Source organism: Sediminicola sp. 1XM1-17 (assembly GCF_037203765.1).
Taxonomy (GTDB): domain Bacteria; phylum Bacteroidota; class Bacteroidia; order Flavobacteriales; family Flavobacteriaceae; genus Sediminicola.
In genome coordinates this window covers 193,016-218,840 of sequence record NZ_JBBCAS010000004.1, presented here as the reverse complement: position 1 = coordinate 218,840, position 25,825 = coordinate 193,016, and the positions used below count along the sequence as shown (strand labels likewise).

Here is a 25,825-nt window from a genome sequence, read left to right as displayed (position 1 = left end):
CAAACCTTTCCCAAGCTTTTTTTTCATTTTTTTAATATTGTTGCCCAAAATATTTGCGCATATTAAACTTTGTATTAAATTTGCACGCTCTTAAGCAATGCTGGCCTATGGTGTAATTGGCAACACAGCTGGTTTTGGTCCAGTCGTTCTAGGTTCGAGTCCTAGTAGGCCAACATCCAAAATGGAAGTCCCGATACTGAAAAGTATCGGGATTTTTTTTGCGATAAATTTTATATTTCTGGATAATGGCCAACCCTGGGTATGCTCCAAAGGAGCCGGTAGTATGCTATTGGGCAGTACAAGGGGTGGTCAAGGCAAGGATACCCTTGGAAAGGATAGCAGTGGCCATCTTGTTTTGGAAAAGATATAATGGGTAGGGGTTAAGATCCTGTGCTGTGGATCTTAAATAGATACTATGATGTGTGTTTGTGTGTGGTGACCTTATACTTCGGGTCCGGTAATCAACTTATTGATGATAAGATAGCCCGATACCAAAGGCAACATGTGGATCATTTCCCCGCCCTGTGGGAACATAAAAAAAGCAAGGATCCAAGTAAAAAGTAATGCTCCAATTAATTTCCAAGATATGTCTCTCATTGTATTAGATTTTAGGGTTGTTATAGGCGAAATTAATCTGATACTTCTGCACATGTGTGCGCTTTTATGATTTAAATTGACTCAATTGATTTTCGTCAGTGATGGCGGGGTGTTTGTGGTTGTGGTTCACTTTGCGTTGGATTGGGTTATAATTTTTAGCAATAAGGTCTTAAAGGTCGGTTCCCATTAAATATTTTTATCCTGGACAAAAGCAAGTGACTTTTGTGAATCTTGATAAGGGAAAAAATAATTGTGGATACCTATGGGAAATCTTATAAAACAGACGGAAGATTTTGTAGTGGATTTGCTTAAAAACAAGTTGGACGAGGAACATAAATTTCATAATGTGCAACGCACCCAAGAAATTGTGGCTACCGTCAAAAAACTATTGGAGGAAGGCCAATTGAAAAATGGAACTGAGGAGGTTCTGGTATTGGCGGCCTGGTTTCTCAATACGGGTTATACGGTAGACGAGGGGGGCGTTGGGGGGCATAGTAGTGCTATTGCCAGAGAATTTTTAATATCAAAGGAGTACCCTGAAGAAAACGTCGCTCGGGTAGAAGCATTGATTGCAGACGTTTATTCCAAGGGCGCGCCCCAATCCCCGGAAGCAGCGCTTTTGCATGATGCCGTTACGGCTTATTACGGTGAGGATCGTCTGGATGCGAAACTGGAATTATATCGCAAAGAGCAATCACATTTAAAACAAAACGATATCCCTGTGCTCAAATGGCGAAACAAATTTATCAAGCAGTTGGCCGGAAAGCACCAATATTACACGGAATATGCCAAAGGCAACTGGGAAGAGGGGAAAAAGGACAATCTCAAGAAACTCATCAAGGCCAAAAAGAAGGACAAGAAGGAATATAGGAAGGCGGAGATCAAGGTGAAAATGAAGGATAAGAGTCCGCAAAGAGGGGTGCAGACCTTATATAGGGTTACCTTGAGGAATCATATGAAGCTCAGTGATATTGCCGATACAAAAGCCAATATTTTGCTTTCGGTCAATGCTATTATCATTTCCCTTTTGTTGGCCAACCTAGTGCCCATCTTGGACGATCCGTCAAATACATACCTATTGATTCCCACCTCCATATTCATTCTGTTCAGTATTGCCTCCATGGTATTGTCTGTTTTGGCGACGAGGCCCAATGTTACGGAGACCGAATTTGATGTCGATAACCTGGAGAAAGAGAAGATCAACCTGCTCTTCTTTGGAAATTTTGAGCGGATTCCCATCTCCAATTTTATAAGGGCGCTAAAAAGAACGGTTGAGGATAAGGATGCCATATATGAAATGCTGACCATGGACCTGTATTATTTGGGATCGGTGCTCAGTAGGAAGTATCGAATCCTGCGATGGACCTATACCATTTTTATGACCGGAATTATCCTCTCGGTGATATCGTTCGCAGTGGCCTTGAAATTTTATGGATCCGAAAAAGTCATGGAGGCAGTGAAGCCTTTGACGGAATTGCCCGAAGGAAAGCGGAATGACACACTAAATTAAAATTAAAAGATAATGAGAAAGAATGTAATTAAAATTTTGATGATAAGCTCCTTGGTTATTGTATTTGGCAGCTGCAGGGAGGAAAGAAAGGAAGTTGAAGGCAAGGAGACCATGGAAAAGGTCGAGGGCGAGTCTGAGAGAGGTGTAAAAAGAGCCGCAGAGGAGGTTAAAGGTGCGTATAAGGATGTAAAAGAAGAAGTAGATGGAGAAACAGACGATAACTAGGCGCACCATGAACAGATGGTCTTCTATGATGCTGGGGGCAGAAAAATTGATGCTATTGATGTTGCTCGGCATGTTGTTGATCTCTTGTGAATCCAAAGCGCAGGATGGTGTTCCGAAAGAGGTAAAGGCTTCATTTCAGAATAAGTATCCCGGTGAGGGCGATCCCGATTGGCATAAGGATAGCAACGGGAATTATGAATCCAACTTTAAAAAAGATGGAAAGCATTACAGGGCCGATTTTTCGCCCAATGGGGATTGGATAGAAACTGAACGGAGCATGGATAAAGGTGATTTGCCGGAAAAGGTGCGCGATATGATAAAGGATCTTTATGACGACTATGAAATTGTGGAAGTGGAAGAGGTGGACCATCATTCCAAAGGGCTTTTTTATGATGTGGAATTTAAGCACAATGGTGATAAAAAAGACGTAGAATTTAGTCCCGATGGTCAGGTGCTACAATAATTGATATCTTTTTGAGTTTCCCATAAACCCCTGATCAAAAATTGATTGGGAAGTGAAATAAAAAATCGTATATTTGCACCGCTGAAAGAATATAAAGTATTCATGAGGGGACTATTAGTCCCCTCTTTTATTACTTAAATTTATGTTGAAGGACAAGGTAACAGAACTTTTAAATCAGGCCCTCGAGGAGAACCAATCGCTTTTTTTGATTGATTTTAAAATATCATCGGACAACAAGATCAAAGTGACCTTGGATGGTGATAACGGGGTGGCCTTGAAGGACTGCATGGCGGTAAGCAGGGCCATTGAGCATAATTTGGACAGGGAGGAAGAGGATTTTTCCCTAGAAGTGGAATCTGCTGGGGCAACTACGCCGTTGGTATTGCCTAGGCAGTATAAAAAGAATATAGGAAGAATATTGGAAGTGAGGGTTCAAGATAGTAATTTTGAAGGTAAACTTACGGCTGCAACGGAAGATAGCATCACTTTAGAGTGGAAAGCACGAGAACCCAAACCGGTGGGCAAGGGTAAAGTAACAGTTCAGAAGAAGCAGGAGATCGCTATTTCTGATATTCAAGAAGCAAAAGTTGTATTAAAATTTTAATTAGTAGTTCAGAATGGAAAATATTGCGCTGATAGAATCTTTCTCCGAGTTTAAGGATGATAAATTCATAGACAGGGTTACGCTGATGGCGATTTTGGAAGATGTGTTTAGAAACGCTCTAAAGAAAAAGTTTGGCTCGGATGACAACTTTGATATCATCATCAACCCGGATAAGGGAGATTTGGAGATATGGAGAAACAGGGTTGTTGTAGAGGATGGTGAAGTAGAGGATCCGAACGAGGAGATCTCACTTTCTGCAGCGCGTAAGATTGAGCCCGATTTTGAGGTGGGTGAAGATGTTTCCGAAGAGGTGAAATTGATAGATTTGGGGAGAAGGGCAATTTTGGCCTTGCGTCAAAACCTTATTTCCAAGATCCATGAACACGATAATACGACCATTTACAAGCAATTTAAGGATCTGGAGGGTGAAATTTACACCGCTGAGGTTCATCATATAAGACATAAGGCCATTATCCTATTGGATGATGAGGGCAATGAGATCATCATGCCAAAGGACAAGCAGATTCCTGCAGATTTCTTTAGGAAGGGTGACAACGTTCGTGGGATCATAGAGAGTGTGGAGCTGAAAGGCAACAAGCCGGTTATTATTATGTCCAGAACCTCTCCATTGTTTTTGGAGCAGTTGTTCTTCCAAGAAATACCAGAGGTTTTCGATGGCTTGATCACCATTAAAAAGGCCGTGCGTATCCCTGGGGAGAAGGCGAAGGTTGCTGTAGATTCCTATGACGACAGAATTGATCCTGTAGGTGCCTGTGTGGGAATGAAAGGATCACGTATCCACGGTATTGTTAGGGAATTGGGGAACGAGAACATCGATGTGATCAATTGGACCAGCAATGCCCAATTATTGGTGACCAGGGCTTTGAGTCCGGCTCGTGTTTCCTCTGTGAAATTGGATGATGAAAAAATGACTGCCCAAGTATACCTGAGGCCAGAGGAGGTTTCCAAGGCTATCGGTAGGGGAGGTCACAATATAAGATTGGCCGGACAATTGACCGGTTATGAGATTGATGTATTCCGCGAAGGAGTGGAAGAAGATGTTGAATTGACTGAATTTTCTGATGAAATTGAAGGCTGGGTAATTGACGAGCTTAAGAAAATTGGGTTGGATACAGCAAGGAGCGTCCTTGAACAGGATGTGGATGATTTGGTGAAGCGTACTGATTTGGAAGAGGAGACTATTTTGGAAGTTGTGCGTGTGCTAAAAGAAGAATTAGAAGATTAAGCTATATATTAGCGGGAAAATATAAGAATACGAATATCTATTTATGGCAGATAATGCAACTATAAGGCTTAATAAAGTTCTACGGGAACTTAATATTTCACTGGACAGGGCGGTAGATTTCCTTGGGGCCAAAGGTCACGATGTGGAAGCTAGGCCTACAACTAAAATTTCCAATGAGGTGTATCAAGTTCTTTTGGACGAGTTCCAAACGGATATGAGCAAGAAAGTTGCATCCAAGGAAGTTGGCGAAGAGAAGAGGAAGGAGAAGGAGGCGCTGCGTCAACAATTGGAGCAAGAGCAGGAGGAGAAGCGATTGGCACGGGAGAAGAAAGCTGCTTCTGAACAAGTGGTGAAGGCCAAGGCCGATCTTTCCGGACCAAAAACTGTTGGTAAAATAGATCTTTCCCCTAAAAAGAAGGAGGAAGAGCCGGCCGCAGTTGAAGAAGCGCCTGTAAAGGCCGCTGAACCCGCCAAAGTAGAGGAGAAGAAAGAAGAGGCCGCCCCAGTAGAGAAAGCTGAGGTGAAAGCCGAGGAGCCTGCCAAAAAAGTAGTGGCCGAAAAACCTGCCGAAAAGAAGGTGGAAGCCAAAACTGAGAAAGCAGAAGAGAAAAAAGCTCCTGCCGAAGAACCTGAAAAGACCCAGGAATCGGAAACGATTACCACACAATATCAGAAACTCAGTGGTCCCAAGATCACAGGGGACAAAATCGACTTGTCGAAATTTGCGAAGCCCAAGAAGAAAAAAGAAGCTTCCAAGGCTGGTGACAGTTCTGATAAAAAGAAAAGAAGAAAACGTATTGTAAGTACTCCGGGACAAACTTCAGGACCAAGGCCTACCGGTACGGGACCAAGAGGTAAAAATGCGCCGGGAAGGAAAGGTCCGGGTCAGCGTTTTGGTCAAGCTGCCAAGGTGGAGCCTACGGAGGAAGATGTACAAAAACAAGTACGTGAGACCTTGGAAAAACTTCAAGGGAAATCCAAAAAAGGAAAAGGAGCCAAATATAGAAGGGATAAAAGAGATCAGCACCGTCAGCAAACGGAAAAAGATCTTGAGCAGCAAGAATTGCAGAGCAAGATCCTAAAAGTTACCGAGTTTGTTACGGCGAGCGAGGTAGCGGTGATGATGGATGTTCCTACCACCAAAATTATTTCTGCATGTATGTCCTTAGGGATCATGGTGACCATGAACCAAAGATTGGATGCTGAGACCTTGTCCATTGTTGCAGATGAATTTGGATATGAAGTAGAGTTTGTTTCTGCAGATATCGAAGAAACCATTGAGGTAGTTGAGGATTCTCCGGAAGATCTGCAGCCTAGGGCTCCAATAGTTACGGTGATGGGTCACGTGGATCACGGTAAGACCTCCCTATTGGATTATATTAGAAAAGAAAATGTTATTGCCGGTGAAAGCGGGGGAATTACCCAGCATATCGGGGCGTACGGTGTAACCTTGGATGGCGGACAGAAAATAGCCTTCTTGGATACTCCGGGTCACGAGGCGTTTACCGCGATGAGGGCTCGTGGAGCACAGGTTACGGATATAGCCATTATTGTTGTGGCGGCGGATGATGCCATCATGCCACAGACAAAAGAGGCCATCAGTCACGCTCAGGCCGCGGGAGTACCTATTGTCTTTGCGATCAATAAGATTGATAAGCCTACGTCCAACCCAGACAAGATCAAGGAAGGATTGGCGCAAATGAACCTCTTGGTGGAAGATTGGGGTGGTAAGATCCAATCCCATGACATCTCTGCCAAAATGGGGACAGGAGTAAAAGAGCTTTTGGAAAAAGTTTTGCTTGAAGCAGAAATTCTTGAATTGAAGGCGAACCCGGATCGCTTGGCCACAGGTACCGTTGTAGAGGCGTTCTTGGACAAGGGTAGGGGTTATGTGTCCACGGTCCTTGTACAGACGGGAACGTTAAAGATTGGAGATTATGTACTTGCCGGAACGTGCAGTGGTAAAATAAAGGCCATGCAGGATGAGCGAGGCAACAATGTGAAAGAAGTTGGACCTTCCACTCCTATTTCCATATTGGGATTGGACGGAGCGCCACAAGCGGGTGATAAGTTCAATGTCTTGGAAGATGAGAGGGAAGCCAAGCAAATAGCGGCCAAAAGAGCTCAGTTGATGAGAGAGCAGTCTGTAAGGACACAGCGTCACATCACCTTGGATGAAATTGGTAGACGTATTGCTTTGGGCGACTTTAAGGAGTTGAACATCATATTGAAAGGTGATGTGGATGGTTCTGTGGAAGCATTGACAGATTCTTTCCAGAAACTGTCGACAGACGAGATCCAAGTGAACATCATTCACAAGGCGGTCGGACCGATTACAGAATCAGACGTATTGTTGGCTTCGGCTTCAGATGCGGTAATCATAGGATTTAACGTTAGGCCAATGGGTAATGCCAGGGCCATTGCTGAAAAAGAAGAAATAGATATCAGGATGTACTCCATTATCTATGACGCGATAAATGATCTTAAGGATGCCATGGAAGGTATGCTTTCTCCAGAAATGAAGGAAGAAATTACCGGTACGGCGGAAATTAGGGAGACCTTCAAGATATCCAAAGTTGGAACCATTGCAGGTTGTATGGTGACCAGCGGTAAGATCTTTAGAAACTCCAATATTCGCTTGATTCGTGATGGTGTAGTGATTTATACTGGGGAACTGGCTTCCTTGAAGCGTTTCAAGGATGACGTGAAAGAAGTATCCAAAGGGTACGATTGTGGTCTTCAGATCAAGAACTACAATGATATCAGGGAAAGCGATATTGTAGAAGCCTTCCAGGAAGTAGCTGTTAAGAAGAAGCTGAAATAAGCATAAGACTCATATTTGAAACAAAAAAAACCTGTCGCGCGACAGGTTTTTTTTGTTTTAAGTACGTTCCAAATCTGGATTATTTCTTCTCAGGCTGTATGAGCAGGGCGCTTGGGTATTTCTTTCGGACATCTATCAGGTTGCGTTCTGCTTCCAGTTTGGTTTTGAATTGTCCTATCCTAACACGGTAGCTCGGAGTGATAAAATCAATTTTTGAATACCAGTCCGGATAATCGCCCTCGGCCTGCATTTTTATTTCTTTGGCTTCATTGAGGGACCCAAAATATATTTGGATTCTGTATACATCGGCAATGTCTGTGCTTGCCTTGTAAATTTGGACCAAAGCATCAATTTTTGGATCTTGTTCTATGGAAATTGTGCCTTGTTGGGCAAAAATTGTCGTAGAAAAAAAGAGCAATATTAAAGTGCTGAAAACTGTTCTCATTATGTATCTAGCTTAGTATTAAAGACTTTTGCAAAAGTAATTTTTTATCCATGAAACCGGTATAAATTTATTCTATTTAGAATGGCTATAAATTATAAATTATCAATCCATTAACATTTCCAAAATAAAGTCTATGTCGTATTTTTGTCTGCAATTTAAACGGCGATAAGTATAGCTTGTGTATTAACAAGTAAATATCGTGCCAAGATTTCGATAGAAATATTTTTAATATGAAAAAGGTTCCATACCGTAATCAAATTTCTAAGTTTTTAGGTATCAGTTTAGTAGTGTTTCTACTGTTTTCAACATCTCTTTTTGCTCAAGAGGAGGCTGTTGTCGAAGATACTGAGGTTGCTGCAGAAGCTCCTGCAGGTGCTGGTGATCCGGCAAAAGGAAAGCAACTGTTTAATCAAAATTGTGCCGCTTGTCACGCTTTGGATAGGAAAATGACCGGTCCTGCATTGGCCGGTGTTACCGAAAGACATGACAGGGAGTGGTTGTATTCTTGGATCAAGAATAGTGCTGGGATGATCAAATCAGGTGATCCTGCCGCTGTGAAAATCTACAATGAGTACAATCAAGCTGCCATGACGGCTTTCCCAACGTTGAGCAACGCGGATATCGATGATATCTTGGCGTATACCGATGCTCCTCCGGTTGCGGCTGTAGTGCCTCCTGTTCCAGGTGCGGTGCCTGGTGCTGCTCCTGATGCATCCGGAATATCAAATGAGCTTATCTTGGGTGCGTTGGTGTTGGTGTTCGGACTGTTGGTTGTGATGCTTGTTTTGGTCAACCAGACCTTGAGACGTATCGCTGAGGCCAATGGTGTCGTTGTTGAAAAAGAGAAGGCAGAAAAGAGAACGCCGATCTGGAAGGCATTCGCTCAAAATCAATTTTTGGTATTGGTTACCGTAATCTTCTTGTTGTTGGGAAGTGCTTACTATGTGTATGGCTACTTTATGCAGGTTGGTATCGATCAGGGGTATGCTCCTGTGCAGCCGATCCACTATTCCCACAAGATCCATGCTGGAGACAATAAAATAGAATGTAAGTACTGTCATTCGTCTGCAAGGGTTTCCAAGCATTCTGGAATACCGGCGCTGAATGTATGTATGAACTGCCATAAGTCCATTTACGAGTACAAAGGAAATCCTGAGGGGCCAAGTGCCGAGGATCTGGCGAATGGATACACCAATGATTTTTACACAGGTGAAATCAAAAAGTTGTACAAAGCTGTGGGTTGGGACGAGGAGAACCAGAAGTATACTGGGAAATCAGAGCCTGTAGAATGGGTAAGAATCCACAACCTTCCGGATTTTGCCTACTTTAACCACTCTCAGCACGTTTCTGTTGCGGGGGTTGAATGTCAGACATGCCATGGTCCTGTAGAGGAGATGGAAATTATGTATCAGTATTCTCCATTGACAATGGGATGGTGTATCAACTGTCACAGGGAGACCAACGTGAAGGTTGAAGGTAATGAGTACTACGATAAGATACACGAGGAGCTTTCCAAGAAGTACGGTGTTGAGACGCTAACAGCGGCTCAGATGGGTGGATTGGAATGTGGTAAATGTCACTATTAATAAAGGTTAACAAGAAGATAATTTTCAGATATATCATATGTCATCAAACAAAAAATATTGGAAGAGCGAGGCGGAGTTAAATCCTAACGATTCCATTGTTGAGACGCTAAGACAGAACGAATTTGTCCAGGATATCCCAGTAGATGAGTTTTTGGGGAATAAGGACAATTTGGCATCCTCTTCAACAAATAGAAGGGACTTTCTAAAATATGTAGGTTTCAGTACGGCTGCAGCTACGTTGGCGGCTTGTGAGGGACCTGTTATCAAGTCCATACCTTATGTTGTTCAACCAGAAAGCATAATACCGGGTGTGGCCAATTACTATGCTACTACGATAGCCAATGGTTTTGATTTTGCCAGTATATTGATCAAGACCCGTGAGGGTAGGCCAATAAAGGTGGAGAACAATACCGATGCCAAAGTGAACGGTGGTGCTAACGCCAGGGTTCAGGCTTCTGTATTGTCCTTGTATGACAGTACAAGGTTGCAGGGGCCTATGTTCAACGGAGAGCCTGTTGAATGGAGTGTTCTTGACAATGCGGTAAAAGCCAAGCTTGGTTCTTTGAAGAATTCAGGTAAGCAGATCGCAATTTTGACACAGACTTATGCGAGTCCGTCAACTACCAGGTTGGTGGGAGATTTTAAAGCGGCCTTTGGAAATGTGAACCACGTGGTTTACGATGCTGTTTCCGAAGATGCGGCTTTAAGTGCTTTTGCTGCCAAATACGGCGAAAGGGCTTTGGCTGATTATGATTTTGAAAAAGCTGGATTGATTGTTTCTTTCGGTGCTGACTTCTTGGGAGATTGGCAAGGTGGAGGATATGATGGTGGATATTCCAAAGGGCGCGTGCCCAAGAATGGAAAAATGTCCAGACACATACAATTCGAATCAAATATGTCTTTGGCCGGTGCCAATGCGGATAAGCGTGTTGCTTTGACTCCGTCACAACAAAAAGTGGCCTTGGCCAAGTTGTACGGGCAATTGAACGGAACATCTGTTGGTGGTGATTTGCCAGAAAAAGTTGCCAAAGCTGTTGAGGCTGCTGCAAAGGAGATCCAAAAAGCTGGGTCTGATGCGGTTGTAGTAACAGGTTTGGATGATGTCAATGCGCAATCTGTGGTATTGGCAATCAATGAAATGTTGCAGAGCAAGGCTTTTGATGCCAAGGCTCCAAAATATGTAAGACAAGGTAATGTTGCGGCGGTTAATCAGTTGATTGCCGATATGAATGCAGGAACAGTTGGAGCGGTGATCATTGATGGTGTAAACCCAATGTATTCTTTGCCGAACAGTGCCGATTTTGCCGAAGGACTTAAAAAAGTAGATCTTTCTGTTGCCTTTGCACTGAACAATACGGAAACTGCAATGGCGGTTCAGTATGTTGGTGCTGCATCCCATTATTTGGAATCATGGGGCGATGCAGAAATGAAAAAAGGACATTATAGTCTTATGCAGCCTACGATCAAGGAATTGTTTGATACGCGTCAGCTACAAACGGCCCTTTTGAAATGGATGGATAGTGATAAGAGCTATTATGATTATATCAAGGAAACTTGGGGAGCTGGAATTTTAGGCTCTGGAGAGTGGAATCAGGCATTGCATGATGGTGTTTTTGCTGCGTCTGCTGCTCCGGTAGTTGAAGGTGAGGCAGTAGCTGCACCCGTTGCTGGGACTATGGAAGCTTCAGTAGTGCCATTGGCATCTGCAATCAATAGTCTGGCCTCTTCTGCATCTACTGGGATGGAGTTGAGCTTGTATTCCAAAATTGGAATGGGTGATGGTCAGCAGGCCAACAACCCGTGGTTGCAAGAATTCCCGGATCCTATTACAAGGGTGTCTTGGGATAACTATGTTACCGTTTCCAAGGCCGATGCTGAAAAGCTAGGTTTGATCAATGAAAATGTTGCCAATGGAGGTCTGAATGGTAGTTATGCCAAATTGACCGTCAACGGTGTTAGTATAGATAATGTGCCGGTGATCGTTCAACCAGGTCAGGCCAACGGTTCTGTGGGTCTTTCTTTTGGGTATGGCAGAAAAGCTGGGATGAAAGAAGAGATGCAGACAGGTGTAAATGCCTATGCATTGTACCAAGGTTTTGCGGGACAACAGGCGGTTAGTATTGAAAAATCTGCCGGTATGCACGAATTTGCGTGTGTCCAATTGCAAAAAACGTTAATGGGTAGGGGAGATATCATCAAGGAAACTTCTTTGGAGATATTCAATACCAAGGATTCCCATGAGTGGAATGTAACACCAAAAGTGTCGTTGGATCACCAAGAGGTAGAGGCTACTTCTGTTGATTTGTGGGATAGCTTTGACAGATCTATAGGACATCACTTTAACCTTTCCATAGATTTAAATGCCTGTACGGGATGTGGGGCTTGTGTTATAGCATGTCACGCAGAAAACAATGTACCTGTTGTTGGTAAAGAAGAAGTTAGAAAATCAAGGGATATGCATTGGTTGCGTATCGATAGATACTATTCTTCTGAGGAAACCTTTGAGCAGGATGATGAGAAAAAAGAGAGTTTTGCCGGATTGTCCGGTGATAAAGGTTCTTTGGGTGGTTTTGGAGAGTTGGAAGATCCAGCTTCCAATCCACAGGTAGCCTTCCAGCCAGTTATGTGTCAGCACTGTAACCATGCTCCTTGTGAGACTGTTTGTCCGGTAGCTGCTACATCACATAGCCGTCAAGGTCAGAACCATATGGCATACAACAGATGTGTGGGTACAAGATATTGTGCCAACAACTGTCCTTATAAAGTGCGTCGTTTCAACTGGTTCTTGTACAACAACAACGATGAGTTCGATTACCATATGAACAACGACTTAGGTAAGATGGTAATCAATCCTGATGTCAATGTACGTTCGCGCGGTGTCATGGAAAAATGTTCCATGTGTATCCAAAAGACACAGAAGAGTATTTTGGACGCCAAGAGAGATGGACGTACCGTGAAGGACAGTGAATTCCAGACCGCTTGTTCGGCTGCTTGTAGCAATGGGGCAATGGTATTTGGGGACATCAACGATAAAGAGAGTGAGGTTGCTGAGTTGAAGAAGAGTGACCGTATGTATCACTTGTTGGAGCATGTGGGTACAAAACCAAATGTGTTCTATCACGTTAAAGTGAGAAATACAAACGAAGCATAATAAAAAAGTAAAGTAACTATATTATAAATTATGGCGTCGCATTACGAAGCACCTATACGAAAACCCCTAGTAATTGGAGACAAAGGTTACCACGATGTAACCGTTGATATTGCAGCTCCGGTAGAAGGGAAAGCCAACAAACAGTGGTGGATTGTTTTTTCCATTTCTCTACTGGCGTTCCTTTGGGGAATCGGTTGTATTATTTATACTATTTCTACAGGTATTGGTACTTGGGGATTGAACAAAACTGTGGGCTGGGCCTGGGATATTACCAACTTCGTTTGGTGGGTAGGTATCGGTCACGCGGGAACGTTGATCTCTGCAGTACTATTATTGTTCAGACAGAAGTGGAGAATGGCCATCAACCGTTCAGCGGAGGCCATGACCATCTTTTCTGTGATCCAGGCAGGTCTGTTCCCGATCATTCACATGGGACGTCCTTGGTTGGCATATTGGGTACTGCCTATTCCCAACCAGTTTGGATCCCTTTGGGTTAACTTTAACTCCCCATTGCTTTGGGACGTATTTGCGATATCAACGTATCTATCCGTGTCATTGGTTTTCTGGTGGACAGGTTTGTTGCCCGATTTCGCTATGATCCGTGATAGGGCCGTAAAGCCTTTCCAGAAAAAGATATACAGCTTGTTGAGCTTTGGTTGGACAGGTCGCGCCAAGGATTGGCAGCGTTTCGAGGAAGTCTCCCTGGTTTTGGCAGGTTTGGCCACACCATTGGTACTTTCCGTACATACCATTGTATCCTTTGACTTTGCTACGTCCGTGATACCGGGATGGCATACCACTATTTTCCCACCATACTTTGTTGCTGGTGCGGTATTCTCAGGATTTGCAATGGTGAATACCTTGTTGATCATCATGAGAAAGGTGAGTAATTTGGAAGCTTATATCACGATACAGCATATTGAATTGATGAACATTGTAATTATGATTACAGGTTCTATCGTTGGGTGTGCCTACATCACAGAGTTGTTTATGGCTTGGTATTCCGGAGTGGAATATGAGCAGTATGCATTCTTGAACAGGGCTACCGGTCCTTACGCTTGGGCATACTGGGCAATGATGACCTGTAACGTGTTCTCACCGCAGTTCATGTGGTCCAAAAAACTACGAACAAGCATCATGTTCTCTTTCTTTATCTCCATTGTGGTGAACATAGGGATGTGGTTTGAGCGTTTCGTAATTATCGTTACATCGTTGCACAGGGATTACCTTCCATCATCTTGGACCATGTTCTCCCCAACGTTTGTGGATATAGGAATATTTATAGGGACCATTGGTTTCTTCTTTGTACTTTTCTTATTGTACTCAAGAACCTTCCCAGTAATTGCCCAGGCAGAGGTGAAGTCTATCTTGAAATCTTCAGGGGAGAAATACAAGACCTTAAGAGAAGCCGGCAAGCCAATGTATGAAATTAACAGAGTGGCTGATATAAAGGAAAAAATTGTTGAGGAGAAGTCGCTTCCAGAAGCGGATTCCAAAGAACAGGTTTCTGCCTTGTTGACGTCGATAGGTGTTTTTGATAGCGCTGTGGATACTCCGGATGATCTAAAGCAGATAAAGGGAATAGGACCTCAGATGGAAATTACCCTGAATCAAATTGGAGTATATACCTTCGCTCAGGTAAGTAGAATGACCCAAAAAGAATATGACTTGTTGGACTCAATAACTGGATCATTTCCAGGAAGGGCACAAAGGGATGATTGGGCAGGACAGGCTAAGATTTTAAATAACAAGAAGTAATTATGTCATCTAAAGTTATACATGCATTTTATAATGACGACGATGTGCTGATGCACGCGGTCAAAAAAGTAAAGGCTGCCAAATTCCATATAGAAGAGGTATACTGCCCTTTTCCTGTGCACGGTTTGGACAAGGCCATGGGCCTAGCTCCAACCAGACTTGCAATCATGTCCTTTATGTATGGATGTGTGGGATTGTCTGTGGCCATTACCATGATGAATTATATGATGATTCAAGATTGGCCCCAGGACATAGGTGGTAAACCAAGTTTTAGCTATTTGGAGAACATGCCGGCCTTTGTTCCTATCATGTTTGAGTTGACGGTATTTTTCGCGGCCCACTTAATGGTGATCACTTTTTATATGAGAAGTAAATTGTGGCCTTTCAAGGAAGCTGAGAATCCAGATGTAAGAACAACGGATGACCATTTCTTGATGGAGATTGAGATTCATGATAATGAAGCTGAATTAAAGGAGTTGTTGCTGAGTACAGGGGCAGTGGAAATTAATATTACAGAAAAGTAGTCATAGTATTATGAACAGTTTTAGCAAAATAGTAATTGTTTTAGGATTGGTTTTATCAGTAGCATCTTGCGCTGATAAGAATAGCCCAAACTACCAGTACATGCCAAACATGTATGTTCCTGTTGGATATGAGACCTATCAAAAAGTAGATTTCCTTCCAAATCAGCAGGAAGCACTGATTCCTGCGGACCATACCGTTCCTAGGGGGAAAATGCCCTACGAGTTTGATAATGGTCCTGAAGGCAAGGAGTTGGCCAAAATACAGGCCAGTCCATTGGATTCACTTCAGCAGGAAGACAACATGAAGGTTGGTATGGAGCTTTACAATATATATTGTGCCATTTGTCACGGCGAGAAAGGTGACGGAAAAGGTACCTTGGTGGAGCGCGAAAAAATATTGGGTGTACCAAGTTATGATGATGCCGCACGTAATATAAGTGTAGGTGGTACCTACCACACCATTTATTATGGATTGAACTCCATGGGGTCTTATGCAGGCCAATTGAATCATAAGGAGCGTTGGCAAGTTGCTGAGTACGTTATGAAACTGAAACAAGACTTAACAAAATAATACATAGATTTAGAAGTATGTACACTTTTTCAAATAGACTAAAAATTGCTTCAATTATTTTAATGGTTGTTGGCGCATTGGGTGTTGGAGTAGGATTTCTTTCAATGCCGTCCAATGTTGAAGAAGCAAAGGAAATGGTAGCTGGCCACGGAGATGGGCATGGAAGTGCTCATGGAGAGGAAGCTATGCACGCTACCGATGGTGATCATGGAGCAGCTGCTACGGCAGAGGCCCACGACTCTTCACATGATGAGCATTTATTGCACCAACTACAGAACAGACCATGGTCTGCCCTTTATGTTGCGGCCTTCTTCTTTATGATGTTGGCGTTGGGTACCTTGGCATTCTATGCCATACAACGGGCTGCACAGGCAGGTTGGTCCCCATTGTTGTTCAGGGTAATGGAAGGTATTACGGCATATATAGTTCCTGGGGGAATCATTGTATTTGTAATCTTGGTACTATCTACCATGCATATGAACCATCTGTTTGTTTGGATGGATGCGGAAGTAGTGGCAGAGGATAAGTTATTACAGGGCAAGGCAGGTTATTTAAATCCTACCTTTTTCCTGATCAGGGCTGCAATCTATTTGGCTATTTGGATCGGGTACCGTGAATTTTCAAGGAAATTGTCTATCGCACAGGATAATTCCAGTGACAACAGTAATTTCGTGAAGAACTTTAGAGTTTCTGCTGCGTTCTTGGTATTGTTCTTGATTTCGGAATCCATGATGTCTTGGGATTGGATTATGAGTGTTGACCCACACTGGTTCAGTACCTTATTTGGTTGGTATGTATTTGCCAGTATGTTCGTATCAGGTATCACAGTAATTGCCTTGGTGACCATTTACTTAAAATCTAGAGGTTTCTTGCCAGAGGTAAACAACAGTCATATCCATGATTTGGCAAAGTTTATGTTCGGTATCAGTATCTTCTGGACCTACCTATGGTTCTCACAATTTATGTTGATATGGTACTCTAACATACCAGAGGAAGTTACTTATTTTGTGACGCGTATCGCGGATTATAAATTGATATTCTTCGGAATGGTGGCCATGAACTTTTTGTTCCCTGTGCTATTGTTGATGAACAGTGATTTCAAAAGAATGAACTGGTTTGTCGTTATGGCCGGAGTGGTGATTTTATGTGGACATTACGTGGACATATTTAATATGATAATGCCATCTACAGTAGGGGACCAATGGTTTATTGGAATACCTGAGATCGGAGCGGTATTATTATTCGCTGGATTGTTTATATTCTGGATCTTCAGGGCCATGACAAAGGCTCCGATGACTCCAAAACGTAATCCGTTCATCGAAGAGAGTAAGCATTTTCATTATTAGAATTAGTTTTAAAGAATAATATCAAATCATACAATGACTGCATTATTAACAATAGCTGTTTTAGTATTAGTGGCAATTGCAATTTGGCAAATGACCAAAATATTTGAATTGTCCCAGATCAAGGCAGATAATTCACAAATAGCAAACGACAAGGATAACAAGTACAATGGTTACCTCATGTTTGCATTTTTGATATTCCTTTATGGGATCACCATTTTCAGTTTTTGGAAATATAGCAAAGTCTTGCTTCCTGAAGCTGCATCTGAACATGGAGGTGAATATGATAGCTTGATGATAGTTTCTTTTATTATCATCTTCATCGTACAGACCATCACTCAGGCATTATTGCATTACTTCTCGTATAAATACAGAGGTGAAAAGGGTAAAAAGGCCTTGTTCTATGCTGATAACGATAGATTGGAGTTTATCTGGACCATCATTCCTGTTATAGTGCTTGCCGGATTGATACTTTGGGGTCTTTACACATGGACCAATATCATGGATATCAATGACGAGGACGATCCTTTGATAGTAGAGCTATATGCCCAGCAATTTAACTGGACGGCAAGATATGGTGGAGAGGACAATGTTCTTGGAGAGGCCAACGTAAGAATGATCGATATTGATAAAGCCAACGTGATGGGATTGGATGAATCTGATCCAAACGCGGGAGATGATATCATCGTTAAAGAATTGCATTTGCCCGTAGGTAGAAAAGTGAATTTTAAAATGAGATCTCAGGATGTACTTCATTCTGCATACATGCCTCATTTTAGAGCACAAATGAACTGTGTTCCGGGGATGATTACACAATTCTCCTACACACCAACGATTACAACAGAAGAAATGCGTCTAAATCCGGACGTAGTGGATAAGGTAAAAAGAGTAAACGGTATCCGTGCAGAAAGAGCTGCTGAAGGATTGCCCAACTCTGAACCATGGGAGTTTGATTATATCTTGCTATGTAATAAGATATGTGGTAAATCACATTATAACATGCAAATGAAGATTATTGTGGAATCTGAAGAGGATTACAACAAGTGGATGGCGCAACAACAGACCTTCGCTGCCACAATGGCTTCAACTCAGGAATAAGGCTATAAAAAGAAAATTAATATAAAATAAGTATTGGATTATGTCTGCAACAGCACACGCACACGCACATGTAGAGGATCACGCAGATGATCATGGGCATCATCATAAGGAAACCTTTATAACTAAATACATATTTAGTCAAGACCATAAGATGATTGCAAAGCAGTATTTGATTACTGGTTTGATAATGGGTTTTATAGGAATTGCTATGTCCCTATTGTTCAGGATGCAATTGGCTTGGCCTGGTGAATCTTTCCCGATCTTTGAAGCCTTATTGGGCAAATGGGCGCCAGGTGGCGTTATGGATGCCGATGTTTATTTGGCATTGGTTACCATTCACGGGACCATCATGGTATTTTTTGTATTGACCGCTGGTTTGAGTGGAACTTTTAGTAATCTATTGATTCCATTGCAAATTGGTGCAAGGGATATGGCTTCTGGTTTATTGAACATGATTTCTTACTGGTTGTTCTTTTTGTCCTCTGTAATCATGGTTGCCTCATTGTTTTTGGAATCAGGACCTGCAGCGGCGGGATGGACGGTATACCCTCCATTGTCCGCATTGCCAATGGCACAACCGGGATCAGGATTGGGAATGACCATGTGGTTGACATCCATGGCAATTTTCATCGCTTCTTCTTTGCTTGGATCTTTGAACTATATCGTAACTGTGATCAACTTGCGTACAAAGGGTATGTCCATGACTAGGTTGCCTTTGACAATTTGGGCATTCTTCGTTACTGCGGTAATTGGGGTAATATCTTTCCCTGTATTGTTTTCTGCAGCGTTGTTGTTGATCATGGATAGAAGTTTTGGAACATCATTTTTCCTGTCGGATATCTTTATCCAAGGAGAAGTGTTGCATTACCAAGGAGGATCTCCAGTACTTTACGAACACTTGTTCTGGTTCTTGGGTCACCCTGAAGTATACATTGTATTGTTGCCAGCTTTGGGTATTACTTCTGAAGTTATGTCTACCAATGCACGTAAGCCTATTTTTGGATATAGGGCGATGGTAGCCTCCATATTGGCCATTGCGTTCTTGTCTACAATCGTATGGGGTCACCATATGTTTATTTCTGGAATGAACCCATTCCTTGGATCAGTATTTACATTTACAACATTATTGATCGCCATACCGTCTGCGGTTAAGGCCTTCAACTATATTACCACGCTATGGAAAGGTAACCTGCAGTTGAACCCTGCCATGCTATTTTCCATTGGTTTGGTTTCTACCTTCATCAGTGGGGGTCTAACAGGTATCATCCTTGGTGATAGTACCTTGGATATCAACGTTCACGATACGTATTTCGTAGTTGCTCACTTCCATTTGGTAATGGGTATCTCTGCCTTGTATGGTTTGTTTGCGGGAGTGTACCACTGGTTCCCAAAAATGTTTGGAAAAATGATGAACAAGAATTTAGGTTATGTTCATTTCTGGATCACTGCCATCTGTGCGTACGGGGTTTTCTTCCCAATGCACTTTGTGGGTATGGCCGGAGTGCCAAGACGTTACTATCAGAACACGGCATTCCCAATGTTTGATGATCTTACGGATGTTCAGATATTGATCACCACCTTCGCTCTTATTGCAGGTGCTGCCCAGATCGTATTCTTGTACAACTTTATACACAGTATATTCTACGGTAAGAAAGCAGAGCAGAATCCATGGAAATCAAATACCATGGAATGGACTACTCCTGTAGAGCATATCCACGGTAACTGGCCTGGTAAAATTCCGGAAGTACACCGTTGGGCCTATGATTACAGTAAGACCTATGAGAATGGGGAATACATAATCGCAGGACAGGATTTCGTGCCACAAACGACTCCTTTACAGGAGAACGAAGAAGAGATGAACCACTAAGGTTAACAATTATATGTGAAGGCCCCCAGCTAATTTTAGTTGGGGGCTTTTTTTATCTCCCAACCTTATAAATCAGTATTCAATTTTTTTATAATATCTTTAATAATAGTAAACAGACCGCGTGGGCGGTATAAATATTTAGGATGAAAAATGTAATTGTACTTCTGTTGCTTCTATGCCATGTGGGTGTTATGGCACAAAGAAAACCGAAAATAAAAGGGAATAGGGAAGTTGCTGAGATGAAGGAAGAACTCCCTGCCTTTCATACCATCGAGTTAAAGGACGATTTGGATATAGAGCTTGTTAAGGCACCAATGGAATCCTATAAAGTTGTTGCCGATAACAACCTAATGGATATCTTGAAGTTTAAGGTGGAGGACAGCACTCTATATATTTCCTCTTTTTACAACATTCGGTCTAGAAAGAAATTGGAAATTACCGTCTATTACAACGATTTGATAAAAATAGTTCAGGAAGACGGAAAGATGGTTTCCAAGGAATCGTTGAATACCGATATTTTAGATCTTGATATTATGGGTTCCGCCAGGATGGAACTCAATGCAAGTGCTGGATTGTTACGTTTAGTAATGGATGATAAAAGTTCGGGCGACTTTAATTTCGCGGTAGATTCCCTCAATGTGAATATGAAGGAGAGGTCAGAAGCCCGGATTTATGCCGTAGGACAATCTAGTTTTGTGGAATTGTTTTCCAATGCTTCGGCCGTCATGGAAGGGGCAGTGGACATGATGCAACACCTTCTTCATGATAATGCCGATCTCAAGGCGGAAAGATATGAGGCAAAAGTTATAGATGCCAAATTGGAAGGCGGGTCAAGTGCCTATCTTAGGGCAAACGAATCCTTGGAATTATCAACAAGCGGATCGTCCAAGATCTATATTTACGCCAATCCCAAAATTACCGTTCATGAGTTTTTGGACACTTCTGAGCTCATCAAACGGAAGGATTAGGGTGATAAATTAACGGAGCCTGTACTAAAAAAGTAGTGCCTATTTCCATTATCTTTGTTGGAGTATGAATGAGAACCTAGATCCAACGGCCAATAATTTTTCCAACGAGGAATTTGATATTGAAAGGGCATTGCGCCCCATTTCCTTTGATGATTTTACCGGTCAGGAACAAGTCCTGGAAAACTTAAAGATTTTTGTTCAGGCTGCCAACCTAAGAGGGGAGGCCTTGGACCATACCTTGTTTCACGGACCTCCGGGACTGGGGAAGACCACGTTGGCCCATATCTTGGCCAATGAACTTGGAGTGGGCATTAAAATGACATCCGGACCAGTGCTGGACAAGCCAGGGGATCTTGCAGGATTGTTGACCAACCTGGAGGAGCGGGATGTGCTGTTCATTGATGAGATACATAGGTTGAGTCCCATTGTGGAGGAGTATTTATATTCTGCCATGGAGGACTACAAAATAGATATTATGATAGAATCGGGCCCCAATGCCCGATCGGTACAGATCAACTTGAATCCATTTACCTTGATTGGTGCCACTACCCGCTCGGGATTGTTGACAGCGCCCATGCGTGCAAGGTTCGGAATCCAGAGTCGCTTGCAATATTATTCCACTGAACTGCTTTCTACCATCGTGGAACGTAGTGCAGATATTTTAAAAACACCGATCACCCAAGATGCTGCCATTGAAATAGCCGGAAGGAGCCGGGGGACCCCTAGAATTTGCAACGCATTATTGAGAAGGGTGCGCGATTTTGCACAAATCAAGGGCAACGGAAAAATAGATATGGAAATCTCACGCTTTGGCCTAAAGGCGTTAAATGTAGATGCCCATGGTCTGGATGAAATGGACAATAAAATCTTGACCACCATCATTGATAAGTTTAAAGGAGGTCCCGTAGGGATCACAACGTTGGCAACGGCAGTTTCCGAAAGTGCGGAAACCATAGAGGAGGTCTACGAACCTTTTCTTATCCAACAGGGTTTTATTATGCGTACCCCAAGGGGCAGGGAAGTAACCGAATTGGCCTACAGACATCTGGGTAGGATCAAGGGAAGTGTCCAAGGGGGGCTGTTCTAAATCGTCTTATTGGGCTATAAAGAATTACTTATCATCCCTTTTAAATTCATGTTTTGAAGTTAGTATCCAGATTTCAAGTATTAAAAAATGCAAGGAGGATCCTTAAAAACCCCTTGCCCTTTCACCATGAAAATTTTGAGGCTCACGGAGATAGCTTTAAAGTTCAGCTTACTACCAAGGAAACGGTACTGTTTACCAGAAACCCTGGACTTATAAAACATATTCTACAAAAGCAGCACAAGAAGTTTGAAAAATCTCCCCTACAGACGGTAGATCTCGCCAAATATATAGGTCATGGAATCCTGACCTCCAATGGAGAGCATTGGAGAACCCATAGGAGGATGGTACAGCCAGCTTTTCACAAGAAAAAGTTACAAAATTTAATGGGTGTCATCAGGGAAGCTATATTATTTGAGCTGCAGCGCATAAAACCCAATATAGAACAGGATGTTTTTCCCCTTATGGGGGACTTGGCATTTCAGGTTGTTGCGAAATCACTTTTCAGCAGTTCGGACATCAGGGAACGCATGTCCAAACTACAACACATTACCGAGGCCAACCAGCGAATGCTCATCAAGGAGATGAGACAGCCGTATTTGCGATGGTGGTATCGATTAAGTGGAAAAATAGACAGGCATCTGGAAATGGCGAAAGAAGGACAAAAGTTGCTGTTGGAAATTATAGACGAGCGAAGAAACTCAGGGCAGGAGAAGGATGATCTTTTGGACATGTTGCTTCAGGCACGCTATGAAGATGGTTCGTCCATGCCCGATGGGCAATTGATAGATGAAGTATTGATCCTCTTTACGGCGGGTCATGAAACAACGGCCAATACTCTTGGCTTTGCCTTGTTTTTATTGGCCAAGCACCCTGAAATTCAAGAACAGGTGTTTGAGGAGGTATCCAAGGTGAATTTCGATGATCCCGAGCTGGATCTCATGCAGGGTGCTATGCAGTTGCCATTGGTAAAACAATGTTTGGATGAGGCACTAAGGTTATATCCCCCGGCTTATGTGATTGATAGGATGGCTGTGGAAGATGATGTCTATGAGGATATTTCCTTGCCCAAGGATACCTTGGTACTGATGTCTATCTATGAATTGCATCGTTATGCCGAATTTTGGGAAAAACCTGCCGCATTTGTTCCCAGTCGCTTCGCAACAGCCGATAAGAAGGACTATGGGGATTATTACTATCCCTTTGGTGCCGGACCCCGGATGTGTGTGGGCAATAATTTTGCCATGTATGAAATGATACTTGCCGTGTCAGAAATTATTGGAAAATATAGGATCAAAACCGCTTTGGAAGAGGTGGAGATCAATCCGTTGATATCTTTGAAGCCAAAGAATGTACCTTTACGGTTTGAAGCACGATAATTGAAAAATATTCAACAACATACCGCCATGATTAAATCGGAAGCAAAACGTCTTGGTTTCCTATCATGCGGTATTTCAAAGGCAGAATTTTTAGAAGAGGAAGCGCCTCGATTGGAGGGTTGGCTCAATAGAAATATGCATGGGGAGATGGGGTATATGGAGAACCATTTTGACAAGCGGTTGGATCCCCGTTTGTTGGTGGATGGAGCAAAGTCTGTCATTTCCCTATTGCTCAATTACTACCCAGAGCAAAAACAAAATGAGAATAGTTACAAACTATCCAAATATGCTTACGGGCAGGATTATCACCACGTTATAAAATCCAAATTAAAATCCCTTCAAGAATTCATGACCACCGAAATAGGAGAGGTCAACGGGCGGGCATTTGTAGATTCGGCACCGGTCTTGGACAAGGCATGGGCGGCAAAAAGCGGTTTGGGATGGATAGGAAAACACAGTAATCTGCTCACCCAGCAAGTGGGGTCCTTTTATTTTATTGCTGAGCTTATCGTCGACTTGGATTTGGAGTACGATCATAGGGTTACCGATCATTGTGGCACCTGCACCGCCTGCTTGGACGCCTGCCCAACCCAGGCCATTGTAGAGCCTTATGTGGTAGATGGCAGTAAGTGTATCTCTTATCTTACCATAGAACTAAAGAATCAAATACCATCGGACTTCAAGGGAAAAATGGACGACTGGATGTTCGGTTGTGATGTTTGCCAAGATGTATGTCCCTGGAACAGGTTTTCCAAAGCCCATAACGAACCACTTTTTAACCCTCATCCCGATCTTTTGTCCATGACCAAAAAAGATTGGGAGGAAATTACCGAGGATGTCTTCAAAAAGGTCTTTCAAAAGTCGGCGGTGAAACGAACAAAATTTTCAGGACTGAGCAGGAATATAGATTTCTTGAAGTAACAACAAAATCCTACTACATCGTTTTCGTTGTTAAATTTTTGATTTTCTTTTTAAGTTTTTTTTAAGAAGGCTCTAATTATACTATATTCGATAGCTGTGGGTTTTGTGAATTCCTCAAGAAGAGTAAACAAAAATTTGACTATTCTGAATTATGGCATTGTTCGGCACTCCATGGGCATGGAATTGCATAAAGAAACCTTATTCAATATACATGGCTAATACGTACTTGAAATGATAATAAAACCGAAGTTAAGTTTTTGGCAGATCTTTAATATGAACGTTGGATTTCTTGGGATCCAGTACAGTTTTGGATTGCAGCAGACAGCTATCAATCCCATATTTCTCTTTTTGGGAGCTCCAGAGGACATGTTGCCCATATTGAATATTGCCGGTCCAGTGACTGGCTTGATCGTGCAGCCGATCATTGGAGCCATTTCAGATAAAACGTGGTCACCGAAATGGGGTAGGAGAAAGCCATTTTTCTTGATAGGGGCTATTATTGGTAGTTTGTGCTTGTTCGCATTTCCATCAAGTCCGGTATTATGGTTCGCCGTAGGGCTGTTATGGATTTTGGATGTTGGTAATAATATGGCCATGGAACCCTATCGTGCTTTTGTCGGAGATAAATTACCAGAAAAGCAATTGAGTCTCGGTTATCAAATGCAAAGTCTCTTTGTTGGTGCCGGTATTCTATTGGCTATGGGGTCCATTGTTTTGTTCCAATATCTCTTTGGTGCGGACACGGTTGAAGCTGGGGGAAAGATACCCAAATGGATTTATTATTCCTTTTATATCGGAGGTATACTCTCCATTGCGACCATATTATGGTCTGTCATAAAAACCCCTGAAATTCCACCTACACCAGAAGAATTGGCAGAAATTAATGAGACCAAGGGAAAACCACTTGGGGAGCGAATTGCAAAACCTTTTGGGGAAATCGTAAGTGCTGTAAAGGATATGCCAATATTCATGTGGAAACTGGGCGCAGTCTATCTCTTTCAATGGTACGCCTTATTCGTATACTGGCAGTATATAACTCCTTTATTCATGCTTACCATGGATTACGGCATTTCACAAGCTGCATCCCAATCTGCCCAAATGAGTTTGACGTATAATATTGTTACTATGGTCGTAGCCTTGGCTTTGGTGCCTTTGACATTAAAGTTTGGGGGTAAAAATGTGTATTCCATAAGTTTGGTGGGTGTTGCATTGGCTCTGTTCGCCATCCCTTTTATTCCTGATCCAACCTTGGTGCTTGTGCCCATGGTGTTATTTGGAATCGGATGGGCTGCAATGATGGGTATTCCCTATACCATGGTCTCCAAGGTGGTTCCTCAAGAACGCCGTGGGGTATATATGGGTATTTTGAATATGATGATCGTTATTCCAATGGGGATAGAAACGTTGACATTTGGTCCCATCTATAAATACCTCTTGGGCGGTAACGCTATCAATGCCATATTATTTGGAGGTGTATTTTTTGTAATTGCAGGAATGTTGGCCCTGAGACTGAAAGTGCCTAAAACTGAGATTTGATCTACCGGTTATAAGGGGTGCCAAAAGGAAAAGGGATCAATACCGTTTTCATATTTTGGTGGGGATATTTATGATAAAATTAAAAAAGGCATCCACATTTGTTGATGCTTTTTTTGTTTTAATCC

At 42.5% G+C, this 25,825-nt stretch carries 22 protein-coding genes and 1 tRNA gene; 21 read left to right on the top strand and 2 right to left on the bottom strand.

Annotated elements, in window-relative coordinates; translation table 11 throughout:
• The first annotated feature begins 101 nt into the window (after nt 1–101).
• Nucleotides 102–173 (top strand) — tRNA-Gln (locus WAA86_RS08060).
• An 8-nt stretch (nt 174–181) separates the two neighbouring features.
• Complete coding sequence (locus WAA86_RS08055) at nt 182–370, top strand: hypothetical protein (RefSeq protein ID WP_337300489.1); 189 nt, start codon at nt 182–184, stop codon at nt 368–370.
• 71 nt (nt 371–441) lie between these two features.
• Here WAA86_RS08055 and WAA86_RS08050 read toward each other — a convergent pair whose 3' ends face one another.
• Nucleotides 442–597: a hypothetical protein gene (locus tag WAA86_RS08050; RefSeq protein ID WP_337300488.1), complete on the bottom strand. Its 156-nt coding sequence runs from the start codon at nt 595–597 to the stop codon at nt 442–444.
• Nucleotides 598–859: 262 nt separating this feature from the next.
• On the opposite strand from WAA86_RS08050, the gene WAA86_RS08045 reads away from it, so the two are divergent.
• The 6 genes from WAA86_RS08045 to infB all read left to right on the top strand — a co-directional run bounded on the left by WAA86_RS08045 (nt 860) and on the right by infB (nt 7,469).
• Complete coding sequence (locus WAA86_RS08045; protein ID WP_337300487.1) at nt 860–2,107, top strand: Pycsar system effector family protein; 1,248 nt, start codon at nt 860–862, stop codon at nt 2,105–2,107.
• A 12-nt stretch (nt 2,108–2,119) separates the two neighbouring features.
• A complete protein-coding gene (locus WAA86_RS08040) occupies nt 2,120–2,332 on the top strand; it encodes a hypothetical protein (protein ID WP_337300486.1) in 213 nt (70 codons plus the stop codon).
• Complete coding sequence (locus WAA86_RS08035; protein ID WP_337300485.1) at nt 2,310–2,795, top strand: PepSY-like domain-containing protein; 486 nt, start codon at nt 2,310–2,312, stop codon at nt 2,793–2,795. Before WAA86_RS08040 ends, WAA86_RS08035 begins: the two co-directional genes overlap by 23 nt.
• 142 nt (nt 2,796–2,937) lie before the next feature.
• Nucleotides 2,938–3,399 carry a ribosome assembly cofactor RimP gene (rimP, locus tag WAA86_RS08030; RefSeq protein WP_337300484.1) on the top strand — a complete coding sequence of 154 codons (462 nt, stop codon included), beginning with the start codon at nt 2,938–2,940 and terminating at the stop codon, nt 3,397–3,399.
• A 13-nt stretch (nt 3,400–3,412) separates the two neighbouring features.
• A complete protein-coding gene (gene nusA / locus WAA86_RS08025; protein ID WP_337300483.1) occupies nt 3,413–4,645 on the top strand; it encodes a transcription termination factor NusA in 1,233 nt (410 codons plus the stop codon).
• 43 nt (nt 4,646–4,688) lie between these two features.
• Entirely contained in the window at nt 4,689–7,469 is a 2,781-nt protein-coding gene (gene infB, locus WAA86_RS08020; RefSeq protein WP_337300482.1) for a translation initiation factor IF-2, read from the top strand.
• Nucleotides 7,470–7,548: 79 nt separating this feature from the next.
• On the opposite strand, the gene WAA86_RS08015 is transcribed toward infB, so the two are convergent.
• Complete coding sequence (locus WAA86_RS08015) at nt 7,549–7,914, bottom strand: SPOR domain-containing protein (RefSeq protein WP_337300481.1); 366 nt, start codon at nt 7,912–7,914, stop codon at nt 7,549–7,551.
• A 230-nt stretch (nt 7,915–8,144) separates the two neighbouring features.
• Between WAA86_RS08015 and WAA86_RS08010 the strand changes: the two genes are divergently transcribed.
• The 13 genes from WAA86_RS08010 (at nt 8,145) to WAA86_RS07950 (ending at nt 25,700) form a co-directional block, all read left to right on the top strand.
• A complete protein-coding gene (locus tag WAA86_RS08010) occupies nt 8,145–9,500 on the top strand; it encodes a c-type cytochrome (protein WP_337300480.1) in 1,356 nt (451 codons plus the stop codon).
• Nucleotides 9,501–9,537: 37 nt separating this feature from the next.
• Nucleotides 9,538–12,651, top strand: a complete 3,114-nt coding sequence (locus WAA86_RS08005; RefSeq protein ID WP_337300479.1) for a TAT-variant-translocated molybdopterin oxidoreductase — start codon at nt 9,538–9,540, stop codon at nt 12,649–12,651.
• A 30-nt stretch (nt 12,652–12,681) separates the two neighbouring features.
• Entirely contained in the window at nt 12,682–14,409 is a 1,728-nt protein-coding gene (gene nrfD, locus WAA86_RS08000) for an NrfD/PsrC family molybdoenzyme membrane anchor subunit (protein WP_337300478.1), read from the top strand.
• Between the two features lie 2 nt (nt 14,410–14,411).
• Nucleotides 14,412–14,933: a DUF3341 domain-containing protein gene (locus tag WAA86_RS07995; protein ID WP_337300477.1), complete on the top strand. Its 522-nt coding sequence runs from the start codon at nt 14,412–14,414 to the stop codon at nt 14,931–14,933.
• Between the two features lie 10 nt (nt 14,934–14,943).
• A complete protein-coding gene (locus tag WAA86_RS07990; protein WP_337300476.1) occupies nt 14,944–15,504 on the top strand; it encodes a c-type cytochrome in 561 nt (186 codons plus the stop codon).
• Nucleotides 15,505–15,521: 17 nt separating this feature from the next.
• Nucleotides 15,522–16,850: a quinol:cytochrome C oxidoreductase gene (locus WAA86_RS07985; RefSeq protein ID WP_337300475.1), complete on the top strand. Its 1,329-nt coding sequence runs from the start codon at nt 15,522–15,524 to the stop codon at nt 16,848–16,850.
• Between the two features lie 33 nt (nt 16,851–16,883).
• Nucleotides 16,884–17,945 carry a cytochrome c oxidase subunit II gene (locus tag WAA86_RS07980; RefSeq protein WP_337300474.1) on the top strand — a complete coding sequence of 354 codons (1,062 nt, stop codon included), beginning with the start codon at nt 16,884–16,886 and terminating at the stop codon, nt 17,943–17,945.
• Nucleotides 17,946–17,985: 40 nt separating this feature from the next.
• Nucleotides 17,986–19,812 carry a cytochrome c oxidase subunit I gene (locus tag WAA86_RS07975; RefSeq protein ID WP_337300473.1) on the top strand — a complete coding sequence of 609 codons (1,827 nt, stop codon included), beginning with the start codon at nt 17,986–17,988 and terminating at the stop codon, nt 19,810–19,812.
• A 143-nt stretch (nt 19,813–19,955) separates the two neighbouring features.
• Nucleotides 19,956–20,780 carry a GIN domain-containing protein gene (locus tag WAA86_RS07970; protein WP_337300472.1) on the top strand — a complete coding sequence of 275 codons (825 nt, stop codon included), beginning with the start codon at nt 19,956–19,958 and terminating at the stop codon, nt 20,778–20,780.
• A 64-nt stretch (nt 20,781–20,844) separates the two neighbouring features.
• Complete coding sequence (gene ruvB, locus WAA86_RS07965; RefSeq protein WP_337300471.1) at nt 20,845–21,867, top strand: Holliday junction branch migration DNA helicase RuvB; 1,023 nt, start codon at nt 20,845–20,847, stop codon at nt 21,865–21,867.
• A gap of 53 nt (nt 21,868–21,920) precedes the next feature.
• The gene (locus tag WAA86_RS07960; RefSeq protein ID WP_337300470.1) at nt 21,921–23,243 is read left to right on the top strand and encodes a cytochrome P450; all 1,323 of its coding nucleotides are present in this window, start codon (nt 21,921–21,923) and stop codon (nt 23,241–23,243) included.
• Nucleotides 23,244–23,270: 27 nt separating this feature from the next.
• Nucleotides 23,271–24,164 carry a tRNA epoxyqueuosine(34) reductase QueG gene (gene queG / locus WAA86_RS07955; RefSeq protein WP_443217575.1) on the top strand — a complete coding sequence of 298 codons (894 nt, stop codon included), beginning with the start codon at nt 23,271–23,273 and terminating at the stop codon, nt 24,162–24,164.
• Between the two features lie 273 nt (nt 24,165–24,437).
• Nucleotides 24,438–25,700, top strand: a complete 1,263-nt coding sequence (locus WAA86_RS07950; protein ID WP_337300468.1) for an MFS transporter — start codon at nt 24,438–24,440, stop codon at nt 25,698–25,700.
• Nucleotides 25,701–25,825 lie beyond the last annotated feature (125 nt).

Bases quoted from the DNA above. Each gene is read 5' to 3' on its own strand.
- WAA86_RS07990 (WP_337300476.1), top strand. From the start codon at position 14,944: ATGAACAGTTTTAGCAAAATAGTAATTGTTTTAGGATTGGTTTTATCA.
- nrfD (WP_337300478.1), top strand. From the start codon at position 12,682: ATGGCGTCGCATTACGAAGCACCTATACGAAAACCCCTAGTAATTGGA.
- WAA86_RS07950 (WP_337300468.1), top strand. From the start codon at position 24,438: ATGAACGTTGGATTTCTTGGGATCCAGTACAGTTTTGGATTGCAGCAG.
- WAA86_RS08010 (WP_337300480.1), top strand. From the start codon at position 8,145: ATGAAAAAGGTTCCATACCGTAATCAAATTTCTAAGTTTTTAGGTATC.
- rimP (WP_337300484.1), top strand. From the start codon at position 2,938: ATGTTGAAGGACAAGGTAACAGAACTTTTAAATCAGGCCCTCGAGGAG.
- WAA86_RS08035 (WP_337300485.1), top strand. From the start codon at position 2,310: ATGGAGAAACAGACGATAACTAGGCGCACCATGAACAGATGGTCTTCT.
- WAA86_RS08040 (WP_337300486.1), top strand. From the start codon at position 2,120: ATGAGAAAGAATGTAATTAAAATTTTGATGATAAGCTCCTTGGTTATT.
- infB (WP_337300482.1), top strand. From the start codon at position 4,689: ATGGCAGATAATGCAACTATAAGGCTTAATAAAGTTCTACGGGAACTT.
- WAA86_RS07995 (WP_337300477.1), top strand. From the start codon at position 14,412: ATGTCATCTAAAGTTATACATGCATTTTATAATGACGACGATGTGCTG.
- WAA86_RS08015 (WP_337300481.1), bottom strand. From the start codon at position 7,914: ATGAGAACAGTTTTCAGCACTTTAATATTGCTCTTTTTTTCTACGACA.
- WAA86_RS07970 (WP_337300472.1), top strand. From the start codon at position 19,956: ATGAAAAATGTAATTGTACTTCTGTTGCTTCTATGCCATGTGGGTGTT.
- WAA86_RS07980 (WP_337300474.1), top strand. From the start codon at position 16,884: ATGACTGCATTATTAACAATAGCTGTTTTAGTATTAGTGGCAATTGCA.
- WAA86_RS07975 (WP_337300473.1), top strand. From the start codon at position 17,986: ATGTCTGCAACAGCACACGCACACGCACATGTAGAGGATCACGCAGAT.
- WAA86_RS08050 (WP_337300488.1), bottom strand. From the start codon at position 597: ATGAGAGACATATCTTGGAAATTAATTGGAGCATTACTTTTTACTTGG.
- queG (WP_443217575.1), top strand. From the start codon at position 23,271: ATGATTAAATCGGAAGCAAAACGTCTTGGTTTCCTATCATGCGGTATT.
- nusA (WP_337300483.1), top strand. From the start codon at position 3,413: ATGGAAAATATTGCGCTGATAGAATCTTTCTCCGAGTTTAAGGATGAT.
- WAA86_RS08005 (WP_337300479.1), top strand. From the start codon at position 9,538: ATGTCATCAAACAAAAAATATTGGAAGAGCGAGGCGGAGTTAAATCCT.
- WAA86_RS07985 (WP_337300475.1), top strand. From the start codon at position 15,522: ATGTACACTTTTTCAAATAGACTAAAAATTGCTTCAATTATTTTAATG.
- WAA86_RS08045 (WP_337300487.1), top strand. From the start codon at position 860: ATGGGAAATCTTATAAAACAGACGGAAGATTTTGTAGTGGATTTGCTT.
- WAA86_RS08055 (WP_337300489.1), top strand. From the start codon at position 182: ATGGAAGTCCCGATACTGAAAAGTATCGGGATTTTTTTTGCGATAAAT.
- ruvB (WP_337300471.1), top strand. From the start codon at position 20,845: ATGAATGAGAACCTAGATCCAACGGCCAATAATTTTTCCAACGAGGAA.